This window comes from Streptomyces sparsogenes subsp. cuspidosporus (assembly GCF_039532705.1).
Taxonomy (GTDB): Bacteria; Actinomycetota; Actinomycetes; order Streptomycetales; family Streptomycetaceae; genus Streptomyces; species Streptomyces sparsogenes.
Genome location: NZ_BAAASD010000025.1, coordinates 33,446 through 59,731, shown reverse-complemented (window position 1 = coordinate 59,731; position 26,286 = coordinate 33,446). Strand labels below are relative to the sequence as shown.

The window sequence follows — 26,286 nt, the reverse complement described above, 5'->3', positions numbered from 1 at the left end:
GCGCGCGACCACCCCGCGCGCACCGTCGGTCACCGGCCCGGATTTGGGGGACACTTGACGCGGCCGCGGTGTCCCCCGCCATGCCTCTGCTCTATGTTCTCCTTGCCTGCATTCACCACGCACCACACCACGGGGGACAGAACTGTGACCACTCAGGACGCGGCCGTGCCGGATGCCCGGAGCGCGCCGGGCCCGGCGGCCGGACCCGCCACCCCGGCCGGACCCGCCGAACCCGACGCACCGACCCTCGAGCGGCCGGCGCCGCCCGCCCGGTCCAGGGGCGCCGCTCTCGCCGGCTGGGCCCTCACCCTCGGCCTCAACGTCGCCGCGCCGATCATCACGTACCACGCGCTCAAGGACCACGGCTGGAGCGAGTTCGCCGCCCTCCTGGCCAGTGGCGTCTGGCCGGTGCTCGACAGCGCCGTCCACGTCGTGTGGCGGCGCCGCCTGGACGAATTCGCCGTCGTCACCCTCGTGTTCCTGGTGATCACCGCCGTGGTGTCGCTCGTGGGCGCCCACTCGACCCGCGCGCTGCTGGTCAAGGACTCGTGCGTCACGGGGTTGTTCGGGCTGCTGTGCCTGGCGACGCTGCTGACACCGCGCCCCCTCATGTTCTACTTCGGGCGCAAGTTCGCCACCGACGGCACCGCCGAGAGCACCGCCTGGTGGAACGGCCTGTGGCAGTACGAGGGATTCCGCAAGACCATGATCACCATGACGGCGGTCTGGGGGGTGGCCTACTGCCTGGAGGCGGGGACCCGGGTCGCGTTGGCCTACACGCTGAGCACCGACACCATGGTGACCCTGAGCCCGGTCCTGATCTACGCCGTGCTCGGCGCCCTCGCCCTGTGGACGGCCCGGTACGGCAAGCGGTCGCAGCGCAAGGGCGAGGAGCTCGCCGCCGCCGGGGCGGCCGCCCGGGCCTGAGGGGCTCCGGGCGGCCTTTCGGGTGCCCCTTCCGGACACCCCTTTCAGGCAACCCTTTCGGGCCGGCGGCGCTACTTCGACGAGAGGGCCTGACCGGTGGCGCAGGCGCTCCCGTTCAGGGTGAAGGCGGTGGGCGCGGAGTTGGTGCCGCCCTTGGTGGCGGTGAAGCCGAGGGTGACCGAGCCGCCGGTGGGGATGGTGGCGGTGTAAGAGGCGGGGGTGACCGTCACCGCGGCTCCGGTCTGTTTCGGCGTGCCGCCCCACATGTTGGTGACGCTCTGGCCGTTGGCGAAGTCGAAGCCCAAGGTCCAGCCGGAGATGGGGGCGGTGCCGGTGTTGCGGATGGCGATCTCGCCCTGGAAGCCACCGCTCCACTCCCCCACCACCCGGTAGCCGGCCGAGCATGCGGCGCCGGAGCCGCCGCCCTTCTCGGTGGTGACGCCGACCGTGGCGGAGCGGGCCGAGCGGTTGCCGGCCGCGTCCCGGGCGTAGACGGCGAAGGTGTACGAGGTGTTGGCGGTCAGGCCGGTGACGGTGGCCCGGGGGCCGGTCGAGGTGGCGACCCGGGTCTCGGTGGAGCCGCTGACGTGGACCACGTCGTAGCCGGTGACCCCGACGTTGTCGGTGGCGGCGGGCCAGGTGAGGGTGGCCGAGGTGGCCGTCACGGCCGAGGCGGTCGGGGTGCCTGGGGCGGTCGGGGCCTGGGTGTCGCCCCCGGGGCCCCCGCCGTAGACGGTGGCCTCGCGCGAGGTCGAGGCGATGCCGTCGGGGCCGTTGAAGACGCGCTTGCCCCAGTCGGTGAGCCTGGCCGGGTCGAAGTCGACGGTCATGTCCAGGATCGGATCGGTGTTGCCGCTCCAGGACCAGGCCAGGTAGCCGAGGCGCAGCCGCTCGGCGGAGGCCATCATGGTGTTCTCGTCCGGGTCGCCCCACTGGTCGGCGGGGCCGCCGAACTCGCCGATGAGGATGGGCAGCTTGGCGTCGACGAAGGCGTGCAGATAGTCGGTGATCTCCTGCGCGGTGTCGTAGACGCTGTACATGTGGATTGAGAAGATCAGGTTGCCGGTGGTGTCGGCCTTGTGGACGGTCTGCGCGTTGGCGCGCATGACGCCCTGCCAGTCCTGGCCCCAGTTGGGGGCGTCCACCATGATCGTGTGCTGGAACCCGGCGCCGCGCAGCTTCTGGACGGCGGCGACGGTGGGGGCGGTCCAGCCCTCGGGGTCGGTGTTGCCCCAGGGCTCGTTTCCGATGTTGATGATGACGTAGCTCTCCTGGCCGGCGAGCACGCTCTTGAGGCCGATCCAGTAGTCGGCCGCCTGGTCGAGCGAGGCGGCCGCCGACTCCTCGCCGTAGCCGGTGGTGTCGTGCACCTCCAGGACGCAGATCAGCCGGTTGGCCTTGCACTGGGTGATGATCGAGGCCACGTCCTCGGGGCTGTTCTTCGTCCAGCGGTGGCCGTTGGAGAGCACGACGCGGACGGTGTTGGCGCCCAGGGCCTTGATGTCGGCCAGCGACCGGTTCTCCCCCGGGTACCAGGTGTGGGCGTGGTTGACGCCACGCATGACGAAATCGTTGCCGTTGCCCTCGAGCAGCCGGCCGTTGCCGATGTGGAGGCCGGCCGCCAGCGGGGCGCGGGGCTCGGCGTTGGCTGCCGGGCCGATGCCCGTGATCCCGAGGAGGCCGGCCAGTAAGGCCAGCAGGGCGGTCAGGGATCTCATCCGTCTCATGGCGACTCCAGGGAAGGGACGTCGGGTGACCGGTGCGAGGGAGGAACTGAGGAGAGCTGAGGAGAACGGGGCCGGGGACTGGGAGCGCTCCCATCCATTGCATCGCGCCTGGATCACGTCAAGGTCTCCGGCAGAGCCTGGCGCGCGGGACCGGCCAGCAGATGTTCTGGCCGCTGTTCACCAGCCGGTTGTCGCGGAACACGGTGTTCTCACCGCAGGGGCTCTCCCTGGCGGCCGAGTCTCCGCGCTCCTCAATCAGGCGCTCCCGCATGACACCGCGGCCCGGCCGCAATATATGGGAGAATGCATGGTTTAAAGCGGCGGAGGCGGAAAACGGAGTACCGGCCACCGTTCACCGGAAGAGCCGACGTGGCGCACGTCACAGTGGCCGCTTTCTCTGGTGCAGGCTAAGCTTCCTTTCCTGAGGCGTCCCTTTCCGCGTAACTGCCGTAACTGCGCCGACTGTCGACGAGAAGAAATTCAAGGAACAGCGCGATTCCCTGTTTTCCTTCCCTGATCCGGGTCACCGATACGCGCTGCCCGGTCATCGACGAACGGGATTTCCTTATGCCGACGGGGATCATCAGCATCGGATCTCACTTACCCGAGCGCATCATCGGGAACGACCGGATAGCAGAATGGGCCGGCGTCTCGGAGGAATGGATCCACGAACGCACGGGAATTCGCGAGAGACGTTACGCGAGAGCCGGGACGGCGACCTCGGACCTCGCGGCACACGCGGCCCGGCAGCTCTTTTCCCGGTACGACGGATCCGCGGAGCTGACCGACGCCCTGATCGTGGCCACCTGCACCCCCGACGTCCCCCAGCCGGCCACGGCGGCCATCGTGCAGCACAAGCTCGGACTGCGCGCCGTACCGGCGTTCGACATCAACGCGGTGTGCAGTGGTTTCCTGTACGGCCTGGCGGTCGCCGACGGTCTGCGGGCGGCGCTGCCGGACACCGAGCACGTCCTGGTGGTGGGCGCCGACATGTTCTCCACCATCATGGACCGCACCGACCGGACCACCGTGAGCCTGTTCGGGGACGGGGCGGGGGCCGTGCTGCTCGGCCCGGTACCGGAGGGGTACGGGCTGCTGGCCGCGCGGACGGTCAGCGACGGCGCGCTGCACCACCTCGTCGGGGTGCCGGCCGGGGGCACGGCGGTGCCGCTCGACCGGGCCGCGCGGGAATCCGGACAGCATTTCCTGAAGATGGACGGACGCGCGATCCGGCAGTATGTGCACACGACTTTGCCCAAGGTCGTGCACCAGGTCCTCGACGATGCCGGACTGAGCCTCGCGGACGTCGACCGATTCATCTTCCACCAGGCGAACACCCGTCTGCTGGAGTCTTTTGCGGACATCGCGGGAATCGACCGGAAACGCATGCCGCTCACCGCTCCCCGGCTGGGAAACACCGCGGGTGCCTCCATCCCGGTCACGCTGTGCGCGGCCGACCGGGACCGGCCGCTGGAGCGCGGAGAACACCTCCTGCTGGCGGCCATCGGCGGCGGCATGACCGCCGCCGCCGCACTCGTGCGCTGGTACTAGGGCCCGTCGTCCGAGGAGCGCCCGTGCCGCGGCCCCTCATTCTTTCGCGCCCCCGAAGCCGCATTCCATCGTCTCTCCCTTAAGAGCGTGACAATGACTTCGCCCGAACCTTTCCCTTTGACGCGCTATCAACTCGACATCTGGGTCTCCGCCGCACAGTCCGAGGAATCGCCGCAGTACAACGTCTCCTTTCACGAGAAGCTCACCGGCGACGTGGACCGCGACCTCCTGCGCCGCTGCGTCGAGCACGCCCTGCGGTGCCATGACGCCCTGCGCCTGCGATTCGACGAGCGGGACGGGACACCCCTCCAGTGGGTGGAGCCGCGGGCGCCCGTCGTGGAGATCGCCGACCTGTCGCGGGAGAGCGATCCGGCGGCGGCCTGCCGCCGCTGGGTGCGCGCCTTCCAGCAGCGCCCGATGCCGCTGCGCGACCGGCCCATGGTCCGGGCGGCGGTCCTGGTGGAGGGCCCCAGCGTCACCCACCTCCAGTTGGTCGCCCACCACCTGGTGCTGGACGGCTGGTCGCTGAACAGGGTGAGCGCCCGCATCCTCGACGACTATGCGTCGATGGCGGCGGGCGGACACGCCGCGAGCGACAGCGCGCCCTCGTACCGCTCGTTCTCCGCGCGGGACCTCGCCTACCAGGGGTCCGAGGAGAACGCGGCCGACCTGGAGGCCCACCGCTCCGCCCTCGCCGACGCGGTCCCCGCGCTCTTCCCCAGGAAGCCGGCGGGCGCCCCCCGCGAGGGCGCGCGCTTCTCCTTCACCCTGGACCGCTCCTGGGCGGCACGCGTCCGCGACGCCGGACTGCCGCTGTTCCCCTACATCGCCACCGTGCTGGGCGGTTATCTGTCCCGGGTGCACCGCACCGAGGAGGTGATCCTGGGCGTTCCGGTCCTGAACCGGCCCAAGGAGTTCGCGGACACCGTCGGGCATTTCGCGAACACGCTGCCCCTGCGGCTGCCCGCCCACGACGGCAGGCCGCTGCGCGAGATCGTGGAGCGTACCCGGGCCGCCACCCGTGCGCTGCGCCGGCACGAGCGGGCCGCGCTGGGGGACGTGGTGCGCGGATTACGCGATGTCAACGGCGGAAGCCGCCAGTTGTTCGACGTCACCCTGTCCTATCTGCGGGCCGGCCGCCCGGACCCCGGCCCCGGCGTCCGCCTCGAGACGACGATGGAGTCGCCCTGTCACGAGCAGGACGCCCTCTCGGTGGTGGTGCTCGACTTCGACGGCGCGGACGAGCTCCGCTTCGACCTCGGCTACGCCACCGACGTCTTCGACGACGACTTCCCGGTCGAAGCGATGGCGCGGCACTTCCAATACCTGCTCGAAGAGGCGGTGGACCGGGCGGACGGCCCGGTGTCCGCGGTGCCCGTGCTCCCGGCCGCCGAGCGGGAGGAGCTGATCCGGCAGGGCCGCGGAGACCGCGTCGACTATCCCCGGGACGCCACCCTCTCCGGGCTCTTCGAGCGGCAGGCCGTCCGCCACCCGGCGCGGATCGCCGTGGTGGGTCCGGGGCCCGACGACGCCCTGACCTACGCCGGACTCGACGCCCGGGCCAATCAGGTCGCCCGGGCCCTGCGCGCGGACGGTGTCGGCCCCGGCGACCGGGTGGCCGTCCTGCTGGAGCGTGGCCCCGACCTGCTCGTCGCGCTGATGGGCGTGCTCAAGGCGGGCGGCGCCTATGTCCCGGTGGACCCGGGCTATCCGCCCGAGCGCATCCGCTTCCTGCTCGACGACAGCCGCCCGGCCGCCGTGCTGACGCAGGACGGATCCACGCCACGGCTCCCCACCGCGCCGGGCGTGCCGGTGCACCGGGTCCCGGACCTGCTGCATGGCGACGACTCCCCGCCGAAGCCGCTGGCCGACGGCTCCGACCTGGCGTATGTGATCTACACCTCGGGCTCCACCGGCAAGCCCAAGGGCGTGCGGGTCCGCCACCACTCGGTGGTCAACCGGCTGGCCTGGATGCAGCGCGCGTACCCCCTCGGCGAGGACGACGTGCTGCTGCAGAAGACGCCCGTGTCGTTCGACGTGTCCGTGTGGGAGCTGTTCTGGTGGGCCGTCGAGGGGGCGAGCGTGGCTCTGCTGCCGCCGGGCGGCGAGAAGGACCCGCGCGTCATCGGCCGGACCATCCACGACCGGCGCGTCACCGTCGCCCACTTCGTGCCGTCCATGCTCGGCGCGTTCCTCGACGCCGCGGAGCAGACCCCGGACCTGCGCGATGCGACCCGGACGCTGCGGCGGGTGTTCTGCAGCGGGGAGGCGCTGTCGGCGGCGCGCGTGGACCGGTTCAACCGGCTCTTCCACGGTCCGGAGCGCGGTGCCACGCCGGCCCTGGTGAACCTGTACGGCCCGACCGAGGCGACCGTCGACGTGACCTTCCACGACTGCCCCCGGGACCCCGGCCGCCCCGTGGGCCGCGTGCCCATCGGACGGCCGATCGACAACACCTGGCTGTACGTGGTGGGGCGGGACGGGCAGCCGCAGCCCCGGGGTGTGCCGGGCGAGCTGTGGATCGGCGGCGCCGGGGTGGCCGCGGGATATCTGGACCGGCCGGCCCTGACGGCCGAGCGGTTCCTCACCGACCCGTTCACCGGCGAGGGCAGCCTGTACCGCAGCGGTGACCTCGTGCGGTGGCTCGCCGACGGCAGTCTGGAATACCTGGGCCGCCTCGACGACCAGGTGAAGATCCGCGGCAACCGCGTGGAGCCGGGCGAGGTCGGCAGGGCCCTGAGCGCCCTGCCCGGCGTCCGCGACGCGCTGGTCGTGGACCGCACCGATGACGAGCGGGGTGTCCATCTGGTCGGCTACTACGTCCCCGAGGACGGGATCTCCGCCGCGGACGTGCGCCGCCGGCTGGCCGACACCCTGCCGGAGTTCATGGTCCCGGCACTGCTGGTGCCGCTCGACCGCATTCCGCTGACGCCCAACGGCAAGGCGGACCGCCGGGCGCTGCCTGAGCCGGTGGCCCGCGGCGGCGCACCGGCCGCGCGCCCGCTCACCGCCGCCGAGGAGATCGTGTCGGAGGTGTGGGCCGAGGTGCTGCGGTGCGGCCCGGTGGGTCCCGAGGACGACTACTACGCGCTGGGCGGCGACTCGCTGCAGATGCTGCGGGTCCGCGCCCTGGCCGAGCGGCGCGGCCTGCGCTTCTCCCTGGCCGACCTGGTGCGCCACTCCACCGTCGCCGACCTGGCCGCGCGGGCCGTGCTCGACCCGTCCCCCGCCGGCCCCGGCCCCTCCGCCGTCCTCGACCCCGCGTCGTACGACAGCGAACCGCGCCCCTTCGAGACCGTCTCCGGGATCGACCGGGCGCGGCTGGGCGCGGTCCTGGACGCCTACCCCCTCACCCGGATGCAGCTCGGCCTGATCTACCACAGCCGTCAGCGGCGCCACTCGTCCCTCTACAAGGACGTGTTCCGCTACACGCTGCGGTGTGAGTGGGACGAGGAGCGCTTCCGTGCGGCCTTCGGCCGGCTCGTGCGGCGCCATCCGGCGCTGCGCACCAGCTTCGGCCTGGCCGGGTTCACCGAACCGCTCCAGCTCGTCCACCCGCCCACCGAGGACGGCCTCGACATCGTTGATCTGCGGTCCCGCGAAGGGGAGTTCCGCGAAGGAGAGTTCCGCGGTGAGCGGGACGCGGAGGCGGAGGTCGTGCGGTATGTCGACGAACGCCGCCGCCACGAGTACGCCTTCGACACCGCGCCCCTGTACGCGCTGCGGGTCCACGTACGCGACGCGGCGATCGACCTGGTCCTGAGCTTCCACCACGCCCTGTTCGACGGGGCGAGCGTCGCCAACCTCATGGGCGAGCTGCTGCGCGACTACGGGCACGCGCTCGGCCTCCACCCGGCCCCGGTGCCCGAGGTCCGCCTGCCCTCGCCCGCCGCGCACGTACTGGCCGAGCGCCGTGCGCTGGCCTCGGAGGACGACCGCCGGTACTGGCGGGCGGAACTCGCGGGCAGCGAACCCGTGTCGATCGGCACCTTCCGCCCGCACCGGCCCCCGTCGGCCGCGGGCGGGCGCGCCTCGCACCGCTTCGACCTGCCGGCCCGGCTCGGCGAGGAGGTACGGGCGTTCGCCCGCGAGCGGGCGCTGCCGGTGAAGTCGGTGCTGTTCGCCGCCCACTGTCTGACCCTGCGGCTGCTGTCCGGGCGCGAGGACGTGCTGACCGGGCTCATCGCGCACGGCCGGCCCGAACACCCCCATGCCGAGCGCATGGTGGGCCTGTTCCTCAACACCCTGCCCATGCGGGTGGACACGGCCCAGGACAGCTGGCTGGAGACGGCGCGCGAGGCGTTCCGCCGCGAGCGGGGCGCCTACCCCCACCGCCACTACCCGCTCAGCGCCGTCCAGGAGGAGCACGGCGCCGGGCCGCTCTTCGACACGGTCTTCAACTATGTGCGGTTCCAGCAGCTCACCGACGCGCTGCGGGAGCCGGGGCTGGAGCTGACGGACTTCCGCACCGTCGAGGAGACCAACTTCACGCTCCTCGTCAACGCGGTGGCGGACCCCGTCGACCAGTCCCTCTGGCTGCGCGTCGACAACGACGGGCAGACGGTGACCCACGATCAGGTCCGCCTCTTCGCCGACTACTACACGCGCATCCTCGACCGCATGGTCCACCACCCCCTGGAGCAGCCCGGCTGGGGCTTCCTCACGGCCGCGCCGCGGCCGCTGCCCGCACCCGCGGAAGCGGCGCGGAGCGCGGTGGACCGCTTCGCCGACCAGGCGGCCCGCACCCCGCAGGCCGTGGCCCTGGCGACGGGGGACGAGCGATGGACCTACGCGCGGCTCGCCGACGCGACCGCGGCCGTGGCCCACGGCCTGCGCGCCCGGGGCGTCACGCCCGGCGCCGTCGTCGGTGTCGCCGCGGACCGGTCGCCCGAGGTGATCGCGGTCATCCTCGGGATCATGCGGGCCGGGGCGGCGGTCATGCCGCTGGACACCGGATACCCGGCCAGACGGCTGCGCTCCATGATCGAGGAGGCGGAGCCCGTCCTCGTGGTCGCCGCCGCCCGGCACGAGGCCCTCCTCGGCCGGGCCGCGTCCCTCGTCCCGCTCGAGCGGATCGCCGAGCCGCCCACCGGGGACCCGCTCACCACTCCCCTGCCGGCGCTCGACCCGGACAGCACCGCCTGCGTCCTGTTCACCTCGGGGTCCACGGGTCGGCCCAAGGGGGTCGACATCCCCCACCGCGCCCTGGCCCACCTCGTCTCCTGGCAGAACCGCGCCGAGAGCGCCTCGAAGGGCGTCACCCTGCAGTACGCGCCGCTGAGCTTCGACGTCTCCCTTCAGGAGATCTTCTCCACCCTGTGCGCGGGCGGCACCCTCCGCCTGGTGCCGGAGGAGACCCGCAGGGACATGCCGGCCCTGGTGCGGCTGCTGCACCGGGAAGGGGTCGAGCGGATCTTCCTGCCGTACATCGCCCTCCAGCAGCTGGCGCTGGCCGCCGAGGCGCTGGGCGTCACGCCGGCCGCGCTGCGCGTCATCGTCTCCAGCGGCGAACAGCTCCGGATCACCGACGAGATCCGCCGACTGTGCGCGGCCCTGCCCGGGGTGGTGCTGGAGAACCAGTACGGGCCCACCGAGACCCATGTGGTGACCCGCCACACCCTGACCGGGCCGCCGGCCGACTTCCCGGACCTCCCCCCGGTGGGCACCGCCGTCGACGGCGCCCGGGTCGTCGTGGTGGACGCGCGGCTGCGGCCCGTGCCGCCGGGGGTGACGGGCGAGTTGTACCTGGGGGGCGCCTCGGTGGCCCGGGGGTACCGGGGCCGCGACGACCTGACCAAGGAGCGCTTCGTCACGCTCCCCGGCACCCCCGGCCGCTTCTACCGCTCCGGCGACCTCGGATTCGCGCTGCCGGGCGGTGGGATCGTCTGTACCGGCCGGGCGGACACCCAGGTCAAGGTCCGCGGGTTCCGCGTCGAGACGGCCGAGGTGGAGCTGGCGATCCGCGACCTCCTCCCCCGCCACCCCGGCATCGCCGAAGCCGCCGTCGTCGCCCACGCCCGCCCCGGCACGGACACCGTCCTGGTGGCGTTCCTCACCGGCGACCCGGCGGGCGTGGACACCGGCGCGCTCCGCGGCGAGCTGCGCGAATCGCTGCCCGACTACATGGTGCCGTCCTACGTCCAGTGGCTCCCGGCCATGCCGTCCACGCCCAGCGGCAAGCGGGACGACGCCGCCCTGCGGGCCGTGCCCCTCAAGGCGCCGGAAGGCCACGACACCACCGCGCCGCGCGGCCCGCTGGAGCGGGCCCTGGCCGAGATCCTCGCGGACCTGCTGCACCTGCCCGAGGTCGGCGTCCACGACAGCATGTTCGAGCTGGGCGGTACGTCGCTGACCGCGATGCGGCTGATCGCCACGCTGGAGCAGCGCTTCGGCACCGTCATCCCGCTGTCGGAGTTCATCGCCGCGCCGACCGTGGCCGCCATGGCCGCCCGGCTGCGGTCCGCCGACGCGGCACCGGCCCCGTTCGACCCGGTGGTGCCGCTCAACCCGTCGGGCGACCGGACCCCGCTCTTCCTGGTCCACCCCATGGGCGGCAACGTGCTGTGCTTCCTGCCCTTCGCCCGGCACCTCGACCCCGAGCAGCCGCTGTACGCGCTCCAGGCGGCCGGCGCCGACCCCGGCACCGAACCGCTGCACACCATCGAGGACATGGCCCGCGACTACATCGCCGCGGTCAAACGGGTCCAGCCCGAGGGGCCGTACCGGATCAGCGGCTACTCCTTCGGCGGGTTCGTCGCCTTCGAAATGGCCCGCCGGCTCCGCGCCGCGGGCGAGCGTGCCGAGGTGCTGATCCTGGACACCGTCACCCTCAACCCCCGGCTGCGCGAGCTGTACACCGACGAGGCGCTGCTCGGCTGGTTCTTCTGGGAGCTGCTGTGGCCCGTACGCGGCGGCGCCTCGCCCCTGGGGGACATGCCGGAGGACGCCACCACGCTGGACGAGAAGTTCGCGTACATCGCGCGGTGCGCCGCCGACCTCGGTGTGCTGCCCGCCGACAGCTCGGGGACCGTCGTCCGGCGCCTCTTCGGCCTCTACCGGGCGAACTGGACGGCCACGCTGAACTACCGGCCGGACACCGCCGATCTGGACCTCGTCCTGCTGCGGGCCGAGGAGCCGCTGCCCGCGATCCTCGAGGCCATGCACGGCGCCGCGGGCAGCCTGCACGCCGAGCCCACGAACGGCTGGCGGCGGATGACCACCGGCCGCATCCAGGTGATCGCCATTCCCGGCGACCACCTCTCCATGATGGAGGAGCCCGGCGTCGCCCACGTGGCCAAGACCGTCGCCGCCATCCTGCACCCCTCACCCCATTACCGAAGGGACACCGAAACCTCATGACATCCCACCGGCCCAAGGCAGTGGTCATCGGGGCGGGGATCGGCGGTCTCACGCTGGCCGCCGCCCTGCGCCAGGTCGACATCGACGTCGAGGTGTACGAGCGCGCCACCGAGCTGAAGGCCGCCGGTTCGGGCCTCGGCGTGCTGAGCAACGGCGGCGCCGCGCTGGAGGCCCTCGGCATCGACCTCGGGCTCGAGAAACGCGGGCAGGTGCTCCGGCGTTTCGGCGTCAACGACGCGGAGGGCAACCACATCGCCTGGTTCCCCATCCCCGAGCTCAGCGAGGAGCTGGGGCTGCCGCCCACCGTGGTGATCAGCCGCAGCGCCCTGCAGCAGGGCCTCCTGGAAGCGGTGGGGGACACCCCCATCACCCTCGGCGCCGCCGCCGTGGGCTACGAGACCCGCCCGGACGGGGCGACCGTGCGCTTCGCCGACGGCAGCCTGGCCCACGGCGACATCGTCATCGGGGCCGACGGGATCAACTCCGCCATCCGCCGCCAGATCACCGGCCCGGAACCGGTGCGGGAGGCCGGATACGTGTGCTGGCTCGCCATCGTCCCATTCGGCCACCCGCGCTTCCCGGCCGGGTCGGTCCTCCACTACTGGGGAAGCGGGCAGCGGTTCGGCCTGCTGGACATCGGCCACGGACAGACCTACTGGTTCGGCACCAAGAACATGCCCGTCGAGCGCGCCGCCGACTGGCGGGGCACCAAGGACGAGATCGTCCAGGCCTACGCCGGCTGGGCGGACGAGGTCCAGGCGGCCGTCCGGGCCACGCCGGAGGAGGACATCATCGCCATCCCGGCCCGCGACCGCCCCTTCCTGGAGCACTGGGGCGACGGCCGGGTCACTCTCCTCGGGGACGCCGCCCACCCGATGCTCACCAGCCTCGCCCAGGGCGCCGCGATGGCCATCGAGGACGCGGTCGTCCTGGCCGGGACCCTGGCCGGGGCCGACGACCTCACCGCCGCCCTGCGCCGCTACGAGGACCGGCGCCGCGAGCGCACCCGGGCCATGGTCCACGCGTCCCACGCGCTGAGCGAACAGGAACAGCTGGAGGACCCGGCCCAGCGGCACGAGCGCGACGAGCGGCTGCGCCGGACCACGTACGCCGAATTCGCGGAGCAGCAGCGGGACGTGCTCACGTTCCCGGGGATCCACGTCTAGAGCCGGTGTGTTCAGCCGGGGTCGCGGCGCCGGGCGCCGTGGCCCCGGTGTCCCCGCGTAAGCTCGCCCCGTGGATGTGCGCGGGTGGTGGCGGCGGTGCCGGGCGCTGGGGGCGGCCAATCCCCTGGCCGTCGACATCGGCCTCGCGCTGCTGGTCCAGGCGGCGATGACGATGCCGTTCGTGGTGGAGCGCCCACCCGGCGCCGAGCCGGCGACCTGGCCCGCCTACGGGCTGACCACGCTCACCGTGATCCCCCTGGTCTGGCGGCGCCGCGCTCCCCTCGCCGTCCTGCTCGCGATCCTCGCGACCAGCGGGCTGTACCGGCTGGCGCTGGACGGCCCCGGGCAGCCGCTGCCGTACACCGGACTCGTCACCGTCTACACGATCGCCGTCCTCTCCCCGCCGTGGAAGCGGCTGGCCACCGGGGGGCTGCTGCTGGTCGCCGTGCCGGTGTCGGTGTGGCTCAACACCCGGTCGGCACGCGAACTGACCTTCTCCCTCTTCGTGTTCGCGGCCGCCTACGTCCTCGGGCGGCTGACCGACGCCCGGCAGCGGGCGAACCGGGTCGAGGCCGAGCGGGCCGCCGCGCGGGAACGGGCCCGGATCGCGCGGGAGATGCACGACATCCTCTCCCATGCGGTGAGCCTGATGATCGTGCAGGCGGAGGCCGGCCCGGTGGCGGTGCGCACGGCGCCCGATCGGGCCGAGGCCGCCTTCGACGCGATCTCCGAGACCGGCCGGGACGCCATGGCGCAGCTGCGCCGGATGCTGGGGCTGCTGCGCGAGGGCGACGGGCCGGGCGGCGCCCCGCGCGAGCCGCAACCGGGCCTGGCGGGGCTGCCCGAGCTGCTGGACCGGGTGCGGGCCAGTGGCCTGGAGGTCGGGTACGCGGCGACGGGGGCGGTGCGGCCGCTGCCGGAGGCGGTCGGGGCGGCCGTCTTCCGGATCGTGCAGGAGGCGCTGACGAACACGGTCCGGCACGCGGCCGCGCGTACCGTCTCGGTCCACCTCGCCTATGGCGAGGGCGAGATGGAGATCCGGGTCACCGACGACGGGCGCGGGCCGCGGGCCGGTTCCGGCGGTGGCCACGGCCTGGTGGGGTTGCGCGAGCGGGCGGCGGCCCACGGCGGTACGGCGGTGGCCGGGGCGGGCCCGGACGGCCGGGGTTTCCGGGTGCTGGTCCGTGTCCCCGTACCATCCACGGCGGAGGTGGCGCGTTGACGATCCGTGTGGTGGTGGCCGACGACCAGGAGCTGGTGCGCAGCGGCTTCTCGATGATCCTGGACGTCCAGCCGGACATCGAGGTGGTCGCGGAGGCGGGCGACGGGGCCGAGGCGGTCGCGGCGGTGCGGCGGCACGCGCCGGACGTGGCGCTGCTCGATGTCCGGATGCCGCGCGTGGACGGCATCGAGGCCTGCCGCGAGATCAGCGCGGGCGGCGCCTGCCGGACGGTGATGCTGACGACCTTCGACTCGGACGAGTACGTGTACGACGCGCTGCACGCGGGCGCGAGCGGCTTCCTGCTGAAGGACGTGCGCCGGGACGACCTGGTGCACGCGGTCCGGGTGGTGGCGCGGGGCGACTCGCTGCTCGCGCCGTCCGTGGCCCGGCGCCTGGTGGAGCAGTACACCCGCCCGGCCGCCCGGCCGCGGCGGCCCGACCCCCGTCTGGACGTGCTGACCGGGCGGGAGCGGGAGACGCTGCTGCTGCTGGCGCGGGGCCTGTCGAACGCGGAGATCGCCGCGGAGCTGGTGGTCAGCGACCACACGGTCAAGACACACGTCGGCAATGTGCTCGCCAAGCTGGGGCTGCGGGACCGGATCCAGGCGGTGATCTGCGCGTACGAGACGGGCCTGATCGCGGCCGGGGATCCCCCGCCCGGGGGAGCGGCGTGGCCCGGCCCCTCCCCCGCGCCGGTGAGGAACTGACCCGCCGAAGACCGCCTGCGCGGGCGATCCGCGCGAAGCCGCTGGTCAGCAGGATGGGAGCCGTTGGAGGCAACGCTTCACACCAAGGAGTCGACCATGAGGAGTACCACCCGCACCCTGCTGGCCGCGGGCCTCGTGCTGGGCATCGCGGCGGGCCCGGCGGCCCCGCCGGCCCTCGCCGCGGCCCTGTCCCCCGCGGCCTCGGCGCGGTCCGCGCACGCCGCGCCGGACACCTCTCCGGACACCGCTCTGGACCCCGCGACCCGGGCCGCGCTGGAGGCCGCCATCGCGGACCTGCCGACGGATGACGCGACGGCCGCGCTGGTGCGGGTCGGGGGCACCGACGGCACCTGGCGGGGCTGCTCGGGCGTGCACGACCTCACGACCAACCGGCCGGCCGATCCGGCCGCCCGGTTCCGCGCCGGTTCGGTGACCAAGGTCTTCACGGCGGCGGTCGCCCTCCAGCTGGCCGCCGAGGGCACCCTCGACCTGGACCGGACCGCGCACTCATACCTGCCGGAGCTGATCCCGGCGGCGTACCGGAAGGTCACCGTCCGTCAGCTGCTCAACCACACCCATGGCATCCCGGCCCCCGACTTCCCGGGGGACACGGTCGAGGAGGCGTACGCCAACCGCTTCCGGACCTATGAGCCCGAGGACATGGTCCGCTCGGCCACCGCGAAGAAGCCCGAGTTCGCCCCGGGCAAGAAGCAGCACTACCTGAACATCGGCTACACGATCGCCGGTCTGCTGATCGAGCGGGTCACGGGCGACTCGTACGAACACCAGGTGTCGAGCCGGGTCCTGGACCCGCTCGGGCTGCGCGACACCTATTTCCCGGGCACCAGCCCGCGCATCAGGGGCCCGCACAACCACGGCTACCAGGTGATGAAGCTGGACGACGGCACCACCGGCCTGCGCGATGTGTCGGTGTGGCGGGCGACGGACGCCTGGGCGGCCGGGGACATCATCTCCACCACGGCCGACCTGGAACGGTTCACCCAGGCCCTGTTCGCGGGCGAGGTGGTGCGCGGCCCGCTCCTGAAGGAGATGTTCACCCTGCCTCAGGTGGCGGACTTCACAAGCGGCAAGCGCGCCGCCTACTCCGTCGGTCTGTCGATGAAGAAGCTGGGCGGCCGCGAGGTGTGGGGGAAGACGGGCGGCCGCTGGGGCTACAACGCGGCCATCGCCTCCACCCGCGACGGCTCGCGCACCCTGGTCTACAGCGTCAACTCCACGGACGCGAAGGGCCAGGACACCAACAAGGTCGCGCTGAACATCATGGTGGCGGCCTTCGGCCAGCCGTAAACCCGCGCTAATCCAGCATCCGCAGGTCCGCCTTGACGATCGTCGTGGTGACCAGCAGGTCGGTGATCGCCGCGGTCAAGGCCGAGCGTAGGCGGGCCGGTTCGGGAGGGGTCCCGACGTCCACGCCCCCCGCTCGGCCGTCGGCGCCCGGATGGCACCCGACGGAAGCGTGGAGATCCGCTTCCCGGACGGCGCGCCGGAGCGGGTGAGGATTTAGGCCGGATTTAGGCCCCCGTAACACTGTACGTTCGCAGCCCTTTTCGCGTGCTCGACCGAGCCTCGGGCTGTGCGACCGATCGTGGACAGAGGGGGACCGGCGTTGGAATTCTCACGAAGGACACTCATCCGGCAGAGCGGCAGAGCGGCGGCCGGGGCCGGGTCCCTGTGGCTGGCCGGGCCCTTGGCCGGCCTGGCCCCCGAGGCTGCCGCGGCGGGGCACCCGGCGGCGGCGAGGGACGGCATCCGGCAGATCACCGTCCGCGAGGCCACCAACGCCTCCGCCGCGCTCTCCCCGGACGGCCGGACCGTCGTGCTCGACCTGTTCAACCTGCTGTGGGCCCTCCCGGCACGGGGCGGCGAGGCCCGCCGGCTGACCGACATCGACACGGAGGCGTCCGAGCCCGACTTCTCGCCCGACGGCCGTCATCTGGTCTTCCAGTCCTACGCCGACGGCAACTTCCACCTCTGGCTGGCACGCGCCGACGGCACGGGAGCCCGGCGGCTCACCAAGGGCCCCACCGACCACCACGAGCCCCGTTTCTCCCCGGACGGCAAGCGGATCGCCTACGCGGCGGAAACGGACGGGCGCTACGCCATCCACGTCCTTGACCTCGATACCGGGGAGAGCAGGCTCTGGACCTCCGCCCCGGAGGCGACCACCCAGGAAGCCCAGCCCTTCTGGCATCCCGACGGCCACGCCATCGTCTTCACCAGCGGCAGGGGCGACGCCCCGCAGAGCGTCGTGCGGGCCGACGCCGACGGCACGCGCACCACGCTCGTCACCGTCACCAAGGGGCGGGTCGCGGGGCCGTCCCTGTCCCCCGACGGCGGGAAGCTGGCGTATGTCCACCTCACCTCGTCGGCCGCCTCCCTGGTCGTCGACGGCAAGGTGGTTTCCGGTGACGGCGAGGAGGTCTTCCCGTTCGCCGCGCGCTGGCCCTCCGGCGACGAGGTGTTCTACACGGCCGACGGCAAGGTCCGCCGGCGGTCGATCGCCGGCGGAGCGGTCCGCGACATCCCCTTCACCGCCCGCCTCACCGTGCCGTGCGTCCCCGAGCGGCCCGCCGCGCGGGACTTCGACTCCACCGCGCCGCGCGCGGTCAAGGGCATCCTCAGCCCGAGCCTGTCACCCGACGGGAACCGCGTCGCCTTCGCCGCGCTCGGCGACATCTGGGTCGGCCGCATCGGCTCCGCGCCCAAGGCCGTGGTGTCCGACGGCAACATCAACAGCGACCCCGCCTGGCACCCCGACGGCTCCACCCTGGTGTATGTCAGCGACCGGGGCGGGCACGCCGCCGACCTGTGGCTCCACGACCTCGACAGCGGCGAGAACCGGCAGCTGACCGACGTCCGCGGACTGGTGTCCGGGCCGGTCTTCTCGCCCGACGGCAAGACCGTCGCGTTCTCCTTCTGGTCCAGCATCGTGCAGACCGTCGATGTCGCCTCCGGGGCCATCCGCTCGGTCGCGCCCGCCGGGGCCAACAGAGCCACCTTCTCCGCCGACGGCACCAAGCTCTCCTGTGTGGCGCTGGTGCCCGCCACGCCCCGCTACCGCGAGGGCTTCAACCGCGTCCTGACCATCGATCTCGCCAGTGGCGAGGCCCACTACGACGAGCCGGTGCCGGGGAAGTCCCTCGCGAACCGCATCGACGCCGGGCCCGTCCACTCGCCCGACGGCAAGCACACCGCGTACATCGTCGGCGGCACCCTGCACCTCAGCGCCCTGGACGCCGCCGGGCGGCCGGCCGGGCCCGCCCGCGAGTTGAACGGCGAGACCGCCGACTGTCCCAGCTGGAGCGCCGATTCACGTTCCCTGCTCTACCTCTCCAGCGGCAGACTGCGCCTCGCCGACGCGCACACCGGCCGCGCCACCACCGTCCCCACCGGGCTGACCTGGCGTCAGTCCAAGCCGTCCGGCCGCACCGTCCTGCAGGTGGGAGCGGTGTGGGACGGCACGGGCGAGACCCTGCGACGCGACGTGGACATCGTCATCAAGGACAACCGTGTCGAGCGGATCGTCGAGCGCGGCGCCGAGGCCGGGGACCGCACCGTCGACGCCCGTGAGCTGACCGCGCTGCCCGGCCTGATCGCCCTCCATGAACACGGGCCCTGGCAGCGGGCCGAGACCGTGAGACTGTGGCTGTCGTTCGGCATCACCACGCTGCGCTCGCCCGGCGGCGCGCACTACGCGTCCATCGAGGCCAAGGAGGCCATCGACTCCGGGCGCCGCGCCGGACCGCGCCTGTTCACGGCCGGTGACGCGCTCGAGGGCTCCCGCGCCTACTACGGCGTCGGCCGCCCGATGACGAACGAGGAGGAGGTGGAGCGTGAGGTGGCCAAGACCAAGGCGCTCGGCCACGACCTGCTCAAGACCTATGTGCGGATGCCGTACGCCCTGCACCGTGTCGCGGTACGGGCGGCCCACCGCCTCGGCCTGCCCGCCACCTCCCACTACCTGTTCGGCCCGCTCGGCTTCGGCACCGAGGGAGTCGAGCACATCGGCGGCACCAGCCGCTACGGCCGCCGCCAGAAGGAGACCCACCTCGGCCACACCTACGAGGACGTGACGGAGACGCTCATCGGCTCCGGCATGGTCTTCACCCCGACCCTGGGGCTCTCCGGAGCGGGGCTGTCCGCCACCCGCGCCGCGCTGTACCGGTATGCCCAGTGGGCGGTCGGCGACCGGCGGCTCACCTCGCTGATGAGCGAGGCGGAGTACGAGGACTTCCGCAAGAACGTGGCCGACGCACAGCAGCACGAGCCGATCGACGAGCTGGCCTTCGTCGCCCGCCACGGGGCGACGCTGCGCAAGCTGCTGGACGGCGGCGCGCACGTCGGGGTCGGCACCGACAGCCCGCTGGTGCCCCCGGCCATCTACTACCACCTGAACCTGCAGACCATGGTCCGCCACGGCGCCAGCCCGTACCAGGCGCTGCGCTCCGCCACCGTGACGGGCGCCCGGGCGCTGGGCATGAGCGCCCACCTGGGCACGGTCGAGCCGGGGAAGCTCGCCGACCTGGTGCTGGTGGCGGGCGACCCGCTGAGCGACATCACGGCGGCCGCGGCGGTGCGGCAGGTGGTGCTCGGTGGCGAGGTGCACACGGTCGACGACCTGGTGGCCGAGCGGCCGCGGGCGGGGCGCACCGTCCCCGCCGCGGGCCGCGGCTCCACGACGAGGGCCGTCTCAAGGGCTGAGGACGTGCCGCAGGGCCCGGCCCGGGAGCGGTACTGGTGGCACCGGGAGGAACACGTGCGCCACGCCTGCTGCTGACGCGCCGTGGGGTGCGCCTCTCATCCACCGGCCCGGATGAGATCGGCCGCCTTCTCCGCCGCCATGATGACGGGCGCGTTGGTGTTCCCCCGGGGCACCGTGGGGAACACCGAGGCGTCGACGACCCGCAGCCCCGCCGTGTCCAGCACCCGCAGCTCGGGGTCGACCACCGAGCCGATGGCGCAGGTGGAGGTCGGGTGGTACAGCGTCTGTCCGGACCGCTGGGCGAAGGCGAGGAGTTCCGCGTCGGAGTGCGCGTCCGGGACGTCGAACGGCCCGGTGATCACCTCGGCCAGGGCGTCCTGCGCCACGACGTCCAGGGCGATCCGCAGCGCGCGGACGACGCGGTCCCGGTCCTCGGCCGTCGTCAGGTAGTTGTGCAGGATCCTGGGGGCGGCGTCCGGGCGCGGGGAGGCGAGCGTCACCTCGCCCCGGCTGGTGGGGGTGAGCACACACGGACCGAGCGCGAAGCCGTGCTCGGTGACGGGGCCGAGCCCGTCCTGGTGGAACAGCACCGGGGCCATGTGGAGCTGCACATCGGGGGCGTCCAGTCCGTCCCGGCTGTGGAAGAAGCCGCCGGCCTCGCCGATGTTGCACGTCAGCGGGCCGCGGCCCTCGTTCTGCAGCAGGGCGACATTCTCCGGGGTCTCCGCGGTCAGCAGGGATTCGACGTCGGTGCGGAAGTTCAGCAGCGGCATGTAGTGGTCCTGCAGCCCCTGGCCCACCGGGAGGTCGCGCACCACCTCGATCCCGAAGCCCGACAGCGCGGCGGCGGGCCCGATCCCGGACAGCATCAGCAGCTTCGGGGACTCGTACACGCCCGCGGACAGGATGACCTCACGGTCGGCGCGGACGACCTCGACCGCGCCGCCCCGCTCCACCTCGACCCCGGTCGCCCGGCCGCCGTCGAACACCACGCGGTGGGCCCGGGCCGGGCTGAGCACGGTCAGGTTCGGCCGTTCCAGGGCGGGGTGCAGATAGGCGAGGGACGCGCTGCAGCGCATGCCGTCGCGCTGGGTCAGCTGGAACCGCCCGACGCCGAGCTGCGACTCGCCGTTGAAGTCGTCGTTGTGCCGGTGTCCGGCCTGCACGCCGGCCTCGATGAAGGCCGTGACCAGCGGGTGGTTCGACCTGCTGTCACTGACCGTCAGCGGCCCGCCCACCCCGTGGAACTCGTCCTCGCCGCGCTGGTTGTCCTCCGAGCGCCGGAAGTACGGCAGCACCTCGGCGTACGACCATCCGGTGGCCCCGGCGGCGGCCCAGCCGTCGTAGTCGGCGCGGTTGCCCCGCATGTAGATCATGGCGTTGATGGAGCTGCTGCCGCCGAGCACCTTGCCCCGGGGCAGATAGGTGTGGCGTCCGCCGAGCCCCGGCTCCGGGCCGGAGGCGAGGTCCCAGTCGAGCTCGGTCTTGAACAGCCGGGCGAAGGCGGCCGGTATGTGGATCTCGGGCGCGGTGTCGGGACCGCCCGCCTCGATCAACGCCACCCGGACATCGGGGTCTTCCGACAGCCGCGCCGCCAGGACGCAGCCCGCGGATCCGGCGCCGACGATAACGTAGTCATGGGTGTGCATCCGATCTCCTTGGCGGAAGTGGGCAGCGCTGACCAGTGGCTGATCGACCATCAACGCTATACGGCCGCGGCAGGGGATGAGGAGTGGGCACTCACCACGGGGGCACGGGCTCGGACATACGCGAGACGGTGCCGCGCGCGCGGCGCGGCACCGTCGTCTTGTCCGGTGGGAACGTCAGACCTGCGGGGCCGGGTAGGTCGGGTACTCCACCCCGGAGACGTACTGGACGACCCGGATGACCTGGCAGGAGTAGCCGAACTCGTTGTCGTACCACAGGTAGAGGATCGCGTTGTCGCCCTCGACCTTGGTGGCGCCGGCGTCGACGATCGAGGCGTGGCGCGAGCCGATGAAGTCGCTGGAGACCGCGTCGGGGGCGCTGATGAAGTCGATCTGGCGCTTGAGCGGCGAGGTCAGCGACACATTGCGGAGGTAGTCGAGGACCTCCTCGCGGGTGGTCTCGCGGGCGAGGTGCAGGTTGAGGATCGCGATCGAGACGTCCGGCACCGGGACGCGGATCGAGCTGCCGGTGATCTTCGCCTTCAGGTCGGGCAGCGCCTTGGCCACCGCGGAGGCCGCGCCGGTCTCGGTGATGACCATGTTGAGCGGCGCGGAGCGGCCACGGCGCTCGGACTTGTGGTAGTTGTCCAGCAGGTTCTGGTCGTTGGTGAAGGAGTGGACGGTCTCCACGTGGCCGCGCAGGACCCCGTACTCGTCCGCCATCGCCTTCAGCGGCGGGACGATCGCGTTGGTGGTGCAGGAGGCGCACGACAGGATCTGCTCGTCCGGCTTGATCATGTCGTGGTTGACGCCGTGGACGACGTTGGGCACGTCGCCCTTGCCCGGCGCGGTCAGGACGACCTTGTCGATGCCGGGCCGCAGGTGCTGCGACAGGCCCTCGCGGTCGCGCCACTTGCCGGTGTTGTCGATGAGGATGGCGTTCTTGATGCCGTACGCCGTGTAGTCGATCTCGGTCGGGTCGCCGGCGTAGATCACCTTGATCTCGTTGCCGTTGGCGATGATCGCGCTGTTGGCCTCGTCGACGGTGATGGTGCCCTGGAACTGGCCGTGGATGGAGTCGCGGCGCAGCAGCGAGGCGCGCTTGACGAGGTCCTCGGCGGCCCGGCCGCCGCCCCCGCGGACGACGATGGCGCGCAGCCGCAGGCCGTTGCCGGAGCCGGCCTTCTCGATGAGGAGGCGGGCGACGAGGCGGCCGATGCGGCCGAACCCGTAGAGGACGACATCGCGCGGCTCACGGCGCTCGATCTTGTTGGCGCCCGTGGCGCCGGCGACGGCCTCGGCGGTGAACTCGGCGACCGACAGTCCGCGGTCGTCCGCCTTGTAGGTGGCGGCGAGCATGCCGATGTCGATCTGGGAGGGGCCGAGATCGAGCGTGGTGAGGGCCTGGAGGAACGGCAGCGTCTCGGTGACGGAGAGCTCCGCGGCGGCGATCTGCCGGGCGAACCGGTGGGTCTTGAGGATGCTGACCACTGACTTGTTCACCAGGGAGCGGCTGTGCAGCAGGACGGTGACGTCCCGCTCACGGTACAGCTTCCCGATGATGGGGATCATGGACTCCGCGATCTCCTCGCGGTTCTTCCAGTTGGTGAACGAGTCCTCGTTGACAGTCACAGATTTATCTTTCGAGCTAGGCGGCGCTCATATGGTAACCGCCCCGGATTGGATCTTCCCCTCAGGGGCGGTCGAGGCGGAGGCGCTGGGCCCGCGGCAGACGCGCGACCACCAGGTCGTAGGAGTCCTCGACGAGTTCCCGGACCATCCGGTCGGGCAGCCCGCCGTCCACCGTCACCGTGTTCCAGTGGCGCTTGTTCATGTGCCATCCGGGGACGATCAGCCCCGGGTGCTCGCCCCGGAGGCGGATCGCCTCCTCCGGGTCGCACTTCAGGTTCACCGTGAGGGGGCGCGCGTCCAGGGTGGTCAGCGCGAACATCCTGCCGCCCACCTTGAAGACCGAGACCTCCGGTGCCCCGGGGAAGGGGAACTCCTCGACAGCCGCGTTGAAGGAGAGGCAGAAGGAACGCAACTGCTCGGGGGTCACAGAGATTCTCCTCGTCCTCGGCGGGCGGGCCGTGCCGCACTATGCTGCCCCGATGAGATTACGTGGACGAACGGGTCTCGGACGGATCTGCGCCGCTGTCGGCGGGACCCTGGCCGCGGTGGCGGCGACCTTGTCGGCGGCTCAGCCCGCCGCCGCGGCCCGGTCGGCTCCACGAGCAGGACGTGTCCGCCGCTGGCCGACAGCGGCGCGACGGTGGGCACCACGACCGCCCGCGCCGCCTACACCACCCCCGTCTTCCGACCCAGAACCTCTCCTACAGCCGCGCCTCCGGCCGTCTGTGGGGCCACAACGAGTGGACCGGCCACCGCGTCGTGTTCAGCATCGACCCCCCGTGACGTCCCGGGTTCGCGCCGAGTGTCAGACGATGCCCCCGTTGGCGCGGACGACCTGGCCGTTGACCCAGTGGCCGGCCGGCGAGGCGAGGAAGGCCACGACCCGCGCGATGTCGTCGGGGGTGCCGAGCCGCTCCAGCGGGGGCTGGGCGGCCATCCGGGCGATGGTCTCCTCGTCCTTGCCGTCGAGGAACAGATCGGTGGCGGTGGGGCCGGGGGCCACGGCGTTGACGGTGACGTCCCGGCCGCGCAGCTCGCGCGCGAGGATCAGGGTGAGCGCCTCGACCGCGCCCTTGCTGGCGCTGTAGATGCCGTAGCCGGGGAGGGCCAGGCCCACGATGGACGTGGAGAACGTGATGATCGCGCCGCCGGCGCGGACCCGGCGGGCGGACTGCTGGGCGATGACAAAGGTGCCGCGGATGTTGGTGCGGTGCACCGCGTCGAGCCGCGCCAGGTCCAGCTCGGCGACCGGGGCCAGATACATCCGCCCGGCCGCGTGGACGACCACGTCGACGCCGCCGTACGCGGCCTCAGCGGCGTCGAAGAGCGCGGCCACCTGCTGCTCGTCGGCGACATCGGCCTGGACGGCGATCGCCCTGCCGCCTGCGGCGGTGACCTCCTGGACGGCGGCCTCGGCCAGCGCGCGGTTGCCCGCGTAGCCGACCACGACGGCGTATCCGTCGGCCGCCAGCCGGCTCACCGTCTCGCGGCCGATCCCCCGGGAGCCGCCGGTGACGACGGCGACCCGGGACCGGTCGGCGCGGTGGCCGACGGCGTGACCGGCCGCCGTTTCCTGAGTGGCGGTTTCCCGGGCGGCGGTTTCCTGAGAAGGCATGGGGACTACTCCTGCGAGGGATGCTGGGCGGGGGATGCCGGGACCGGTGGGTCCCGGCGGCGGGGCGCCTGTACCGGCGTTGCCGTCGGCGACCGCGCCCTGATCGCTTCTCCAGCCTGCGCCAGGGTCTCCCCGCCGGCCAGGGTGGTCTCCACCCTGGGGCCCGCGACCCCTGGCTCGGCCCGCCCGCGGGGGCCATGATGAGGGGCGTGAACCACTCCGAACTCGCCGCGTTCCTCAAATCCCGGCGCGACCGGATCCGCCCGGGCGACGTCGGCCTGCCCACCGGTCCCCGGCGCCGGGTGCCCGGCCTGCGGCGCGAGGAGGTCGCCCAGCTGGCCGGTCTGTCCGCGGACTACTACACCGAGCTGGAGCGCGGCCGGGGCGCCCAGCCCTCGGCGCAGGTCCTGGCCGCCCTCGCCCGGGCGCTGCGGCTGGACGGCGACGAGCGCGACCACCTCTTCCACCTCGCCGACCGGCCGGTCCCGCCGGCGGCACACGGCCCGAACGCGCACGTCCAGCCCGGCCTGCTCGGTCTGCTCGACCGGCTCACCACCACCCCCGCCCAGGTCATCACCGATCTGCACGAGATCCTCGTGCAGAACCCCCTGGCCGCCGCGCTCGTCGGCCGCCCCCCGGCGGTACGCGGGCCCGAGGCGAGCCTGGTCCACCGCTGGTTCACCGACCCGGGCGCCCGCGCGATCTACCCGGCCGAGGACCACCCCCACCACTCCCGGGTCTTCGTCGCCGACCTCCAGGCGGTCGCCGCCCGGCGCGGCAAGGACAGCGAGGTGACCCGGATGGTGGCCACGCTACGGCGGCGCAGCCGGGAGTTCGCCACCCTCTGGGACACCCATGACGTCGCCCTCCGCCGGACCGATCACAAGCGCATCGTCCACCCCGCGCTCGGTGTCATCGAGCTGGACTGCCACAGCCTGTTCAGCGAGGACGGACGCCAGCGCCTGCTGTGGTTCAGCGCCCCGCCCGGCACCGAAGGCGCCGCCCAGCTGGAGCTGCTCTCCGTCATCGGCACACAGGACATGACCACCCGGGCCTCGAACGGCTGAGGCCCGTACGGAGAGGCCCATACGGCACGGAGGGCCCCGGCAGCGACCGCCGGGGCCCTCCGGACGTGGGGGGGGACGTGGGGGCCGTCAGGCCGTGGGCTGGGTGAAGCGGATGCGGTTGCCGAAGGGGTCGCGGAGGCCGCAGTCGATGCCGTACGGGCGCTCGGTGGGCTCCTCGGTGAACTCGACGCCCTGGGCCAGCAGCGTCTCGTACGTCTTGCGGCAGTCCTCCGTGGTGAAGATCAGCCAGCCACCCGTCGCGCCCTTGGTCACCAGCTCGCGGACCTGCCGCGCCGTCTCCTCGGACATCGCCGGAGGGCCCGGCTTCTCCAGCAGGATCTCGCGCTCCGGGTGGCCGGGGACGGTGACCGTCAGCCAGCGCATGAAGCCCATGTCGACGTCCGCCTTGACCTCCAGGCCGAGCTTGCCGACGTAGAAGTCGAGGGCTTCGTCCTGGTCCAGGACGTAGATCGAAGAGTGTGTGATCGCGTTGAACATGTGCATCACGCTACCGAGCGAGCGGGACGAAAACTTATCCAAAACTGCTCAGCCGGCGGTCAGTCGCTCGGCCGTGTCCAGGCCATCGTGAAGCACGTCGGCACGCCGAGGGCGACCGCTTCCCTGCGATACGCCCTCGGCGACCGCCCGACGATGTCACGGAAGGTACGGCTGAAGGTCCCCGGACTGCCGAAGCCCACCTCGAAGCAGATGTCCGTCACACTGCGGTCGGTCTCCCGCAGCAGGAACATGGCGCGCTCAACCCGGCGGCGCTGCAGATAGCGGTGCGGTGTCTCGCCGAACGTGGCCCGGAAGGTGCGCGTGAAGTGCGCCGGCGACACATGGGCGATCCGGGCCAGGGCCGGGACGTCCAGCGGCTGCGCGTAGGCGCGGTCCATGGCGTCCCGGGCGCGCAGCATGTGGCGGTTGCTCTGTTCGGTGGCGCT

17 protein-coding genes are annotated in these 26,286 nt (G+C 72.6%); 9 read left to right on the top strand and 8 right to left on the bottom strand.

Features of this window, described 5'->3' with window-relative positions; all coding sequences use genetic code 11:
* The first annotated feature begins 144 nt into the window (after positions 1–144).
* Positions 145–927, top strand: coding sequence for a VC0807 family protein (locus ABFY07_RS26045; protein ID WP_346176804.1), 783 nt, complete (start codon positions 145–147; stop codon positions 925–927).
* A 71-nt stretch (positions 928–998) separates the two neighbouring features.
* Here the strand turns inward: ABFY07_RS26045 and ABFY07_RS26040 are convergent, their stop codons facing one another.
* Positions 999–2,654 carry a cellulase family glycosylhydrolase gene (locus ABFY07_RS26040; RefSeq protein ID WP_346176803.1) on the bottom strand — a complete coding sequence of 552 codons (1,656 nt, stop codon included), beginning with the start codon at positions 2,652–2,654 and terminating at the stop codon, positions 999–1,001.
* 407 nt (positions 2,655–3,061) lie between these two features.
* A complete protein-coding gene (locus ABFY07_RS26035; protein ID WP_346176853.1) occupies positions 3,062–3,244 on the bottom strand; it encodes a hypothetical protein in 183 nt (60 codons plus the stop codon).
* On the opposite strand from ABFY07_RS26035, the gene ABFY07_RS26030 reads away from it, so the two are divergent.
* The 7 genes from ABFY07_RS26030 to ABFY07_RS26000 all read left to right on the top strand — a co-directional run bounded on the left by ABFY07_RS26030 (position 3,222) and on the right by ABFY07_RS26000 (position 19,457).
* Complete coding sequence (locus tag ABFY07_RS26030; RefSeq protein WP_346176802.1) at positions 3,222–4,205, top strand: 3-oxoacyl-ACP synthase III family protein; 984 nt, start codon at positions 3,222–3,224, stop codon at positions 4,203–4,205. The genes ABFY07_RS26035 and ABFY07_RS26030 overlap by 23 nt on opposite strands.
* A 93-nt stretch (positions 4,206–4,298) precedes the next feature.
* Positions 4,299–11,564: an amino acid adenylation domain-containing protein gene (locus ABFY07_RS26025; protein ID WP_346176801.1), complete on the top strand. Its 7,266-nt coding sequence runs from the start codon at positions 4,299–4,301 to the stop codon at positions 11,562–11,564.
* Positions 11,561–12,730 (top strand): FAD-dependent monooxygenase, encoded by a 1,170-nt coding sequence (locus ABFY07_RS26020; RefSeq protein WP_346176800.1) that lies wholly within the window; start codon positions 11,561–11,563, stop codon positions 12,728–12,730. Before ABFY07_RS26025 ends, ABFY07_RS26020 begins: the two co-directional genes overlap by 4 nt.
* A gap of 76 nt (positions 12,731–12,806) precedes the next feature.
* Positions 12,807–13,952 carry a sensor histidine kinase gene (locus ABFY07_RS26015; protein WP_428837005.1) on the top strand — a complete coding sequence of 382 codons (1,146 nt, stop codon included), beginning with the start codon at positions 12,807–12,809 and terminating at the stop codon, positions 13,950–13,952.
* Entirely contained in the window at positions 13,949–14,659 is a 711-nt protein-coding gene (locus tag ABFY07_RS26010; RefSeq protein ID WP_346176799.1) for a response regulator, read from the top strand. Before ABFY07_RS26015 ends, ABFY07_RS26010 begins: the two co-directional genes overlap by 4 nt.
* 96 nt (positions 14,660–14,755) lie before the next feature.
* Positions 14,756–15,967: a serine hydrolase domain-containing protein gene (locus tag ABFY07_RS26005; protein ID WP_346176798.1), complete on the top strand. Its 1,212-nt coding sequence runs from the start codon at positions 14,756–14,758 to the stop codon at positions 15,965–15,967.
* 319 nt (positions 15,968–16,286) lie between these two features.
* Complete coding sequence (locus ABFY07_RS26000; RefSeq protein ID WP_346176797.1) at positions 16,287–19,457, top strand: amidohydrolase family protein; 3,171 nt, start codon at positions 16,287–16,289, stop codon at positions 19,455–19,457.
* A gap of 20 nt (positions 19,458–19,477) precedes the next feature.
* Here ABFY07_RS26000 and ABFY07_RS25995 read toward each other — a convergent pair whose 3' ends face one another.
* The 4 genes from ABFY07_RS25995 to ABFY07_RS25980 form a co-directional block, all read right to left on the bottom strand.
* Positions 19,478–21,031 carry a GMC family oxidoreductase gene (locus ABFY07_RS25995; protein ID WP_346176796.1) on the bottom strand — a complete coding sequence of 518 codons (1,554 nt, stop codon included), beginning with the start codon at positions 21,029–21,031 and terminating at the stop codon, positions 19,478–19,480.
* A 174-nt stretch (positions 21,032–21,205) separates the two neighbouring features.
* Entirely contained in the window at positions 21,206–22,660 is a 1,455-nt protein-coding gene (locus tag ABFY07_RS25990; RefSeq protein ID WP_346176795.1) for a glyceraldehyde-3-phosphate dehydrogenase, read from the bottom strand.
* 61 nt (positions 22,661–22,721) lie between these two features.
* Positions 22,722–23,087, bottom strand: a complete 366-nt coding sequence (locus tag ABFY07_RS25985; RefSeq protein ID WP_346176794.1) for an MmcQ/YjbR family DNA-binding protein — start codon at positions 23,085–23,087, stop codon at positions 22,722–22,724.
* Between the two features lie 378 nt (positions 23,088–23,465).
* Entirely contained in the window at positions 23,466–24,275 is an 810-nt protein-coding gene (locus tag ABFY07_RS25980) for an SDR family oxidoreductase (protein WP_346176793.1), read from the bottom strand.
* 209 nt (positions 24,276–24,484) lie between these two features.
* On the opposite strand from ABFY07_RS25980, the gene ABFY07_RS25975 reads away from it, so the two are divergent.
* Positions 24,485–25,342, top strand: coding sequence for a helix-turn-helix transcriptional regulator (locus ABFY07_RS25975; protein WP_065967662.1), 858 nt, complete (start codon positions 24,485–24,487; stop codon positions 25,340–25,342).
* A gap of 87 nt (positions 25,343–25,429) precedes the next feature.
* Here ABFY07_RS25975 and ABFY07_RS25970 read toward each other — a convergent pair whose 3' ends face one another.
* Both ABFY07_RS25970 and ABFY07_RS25965 read right to left on the bottom strand, forming a co-directional pair.
* The gene (locus ABFY07_RS25970; RefSeq protein ID WP_346176792.1) at positions 25,430–25,840 is read right to left on the bottom strand and encodes a VOC family protein; all 411 of its coding nucleotides are present in this window, start codon (positions 25,838–25,840) and stop codon (positions 25,430–25,432) included.
* 59 nt (positions 25,841–25,899) lie between these two features.
* Complete coding sequence (locus ABFY07_RS25965; RefSeq protein WP_065967685.1) at positions 25,900–26,259, bottom strand: helix-turn-helix domain-containing protein; 360 nt, start codon at positions 26,257–26,259, stop codon at positions 25,900–25,902.
* Between the last annotated feature and the right edge of the window lie 27 nt (positions 26,260–26,286).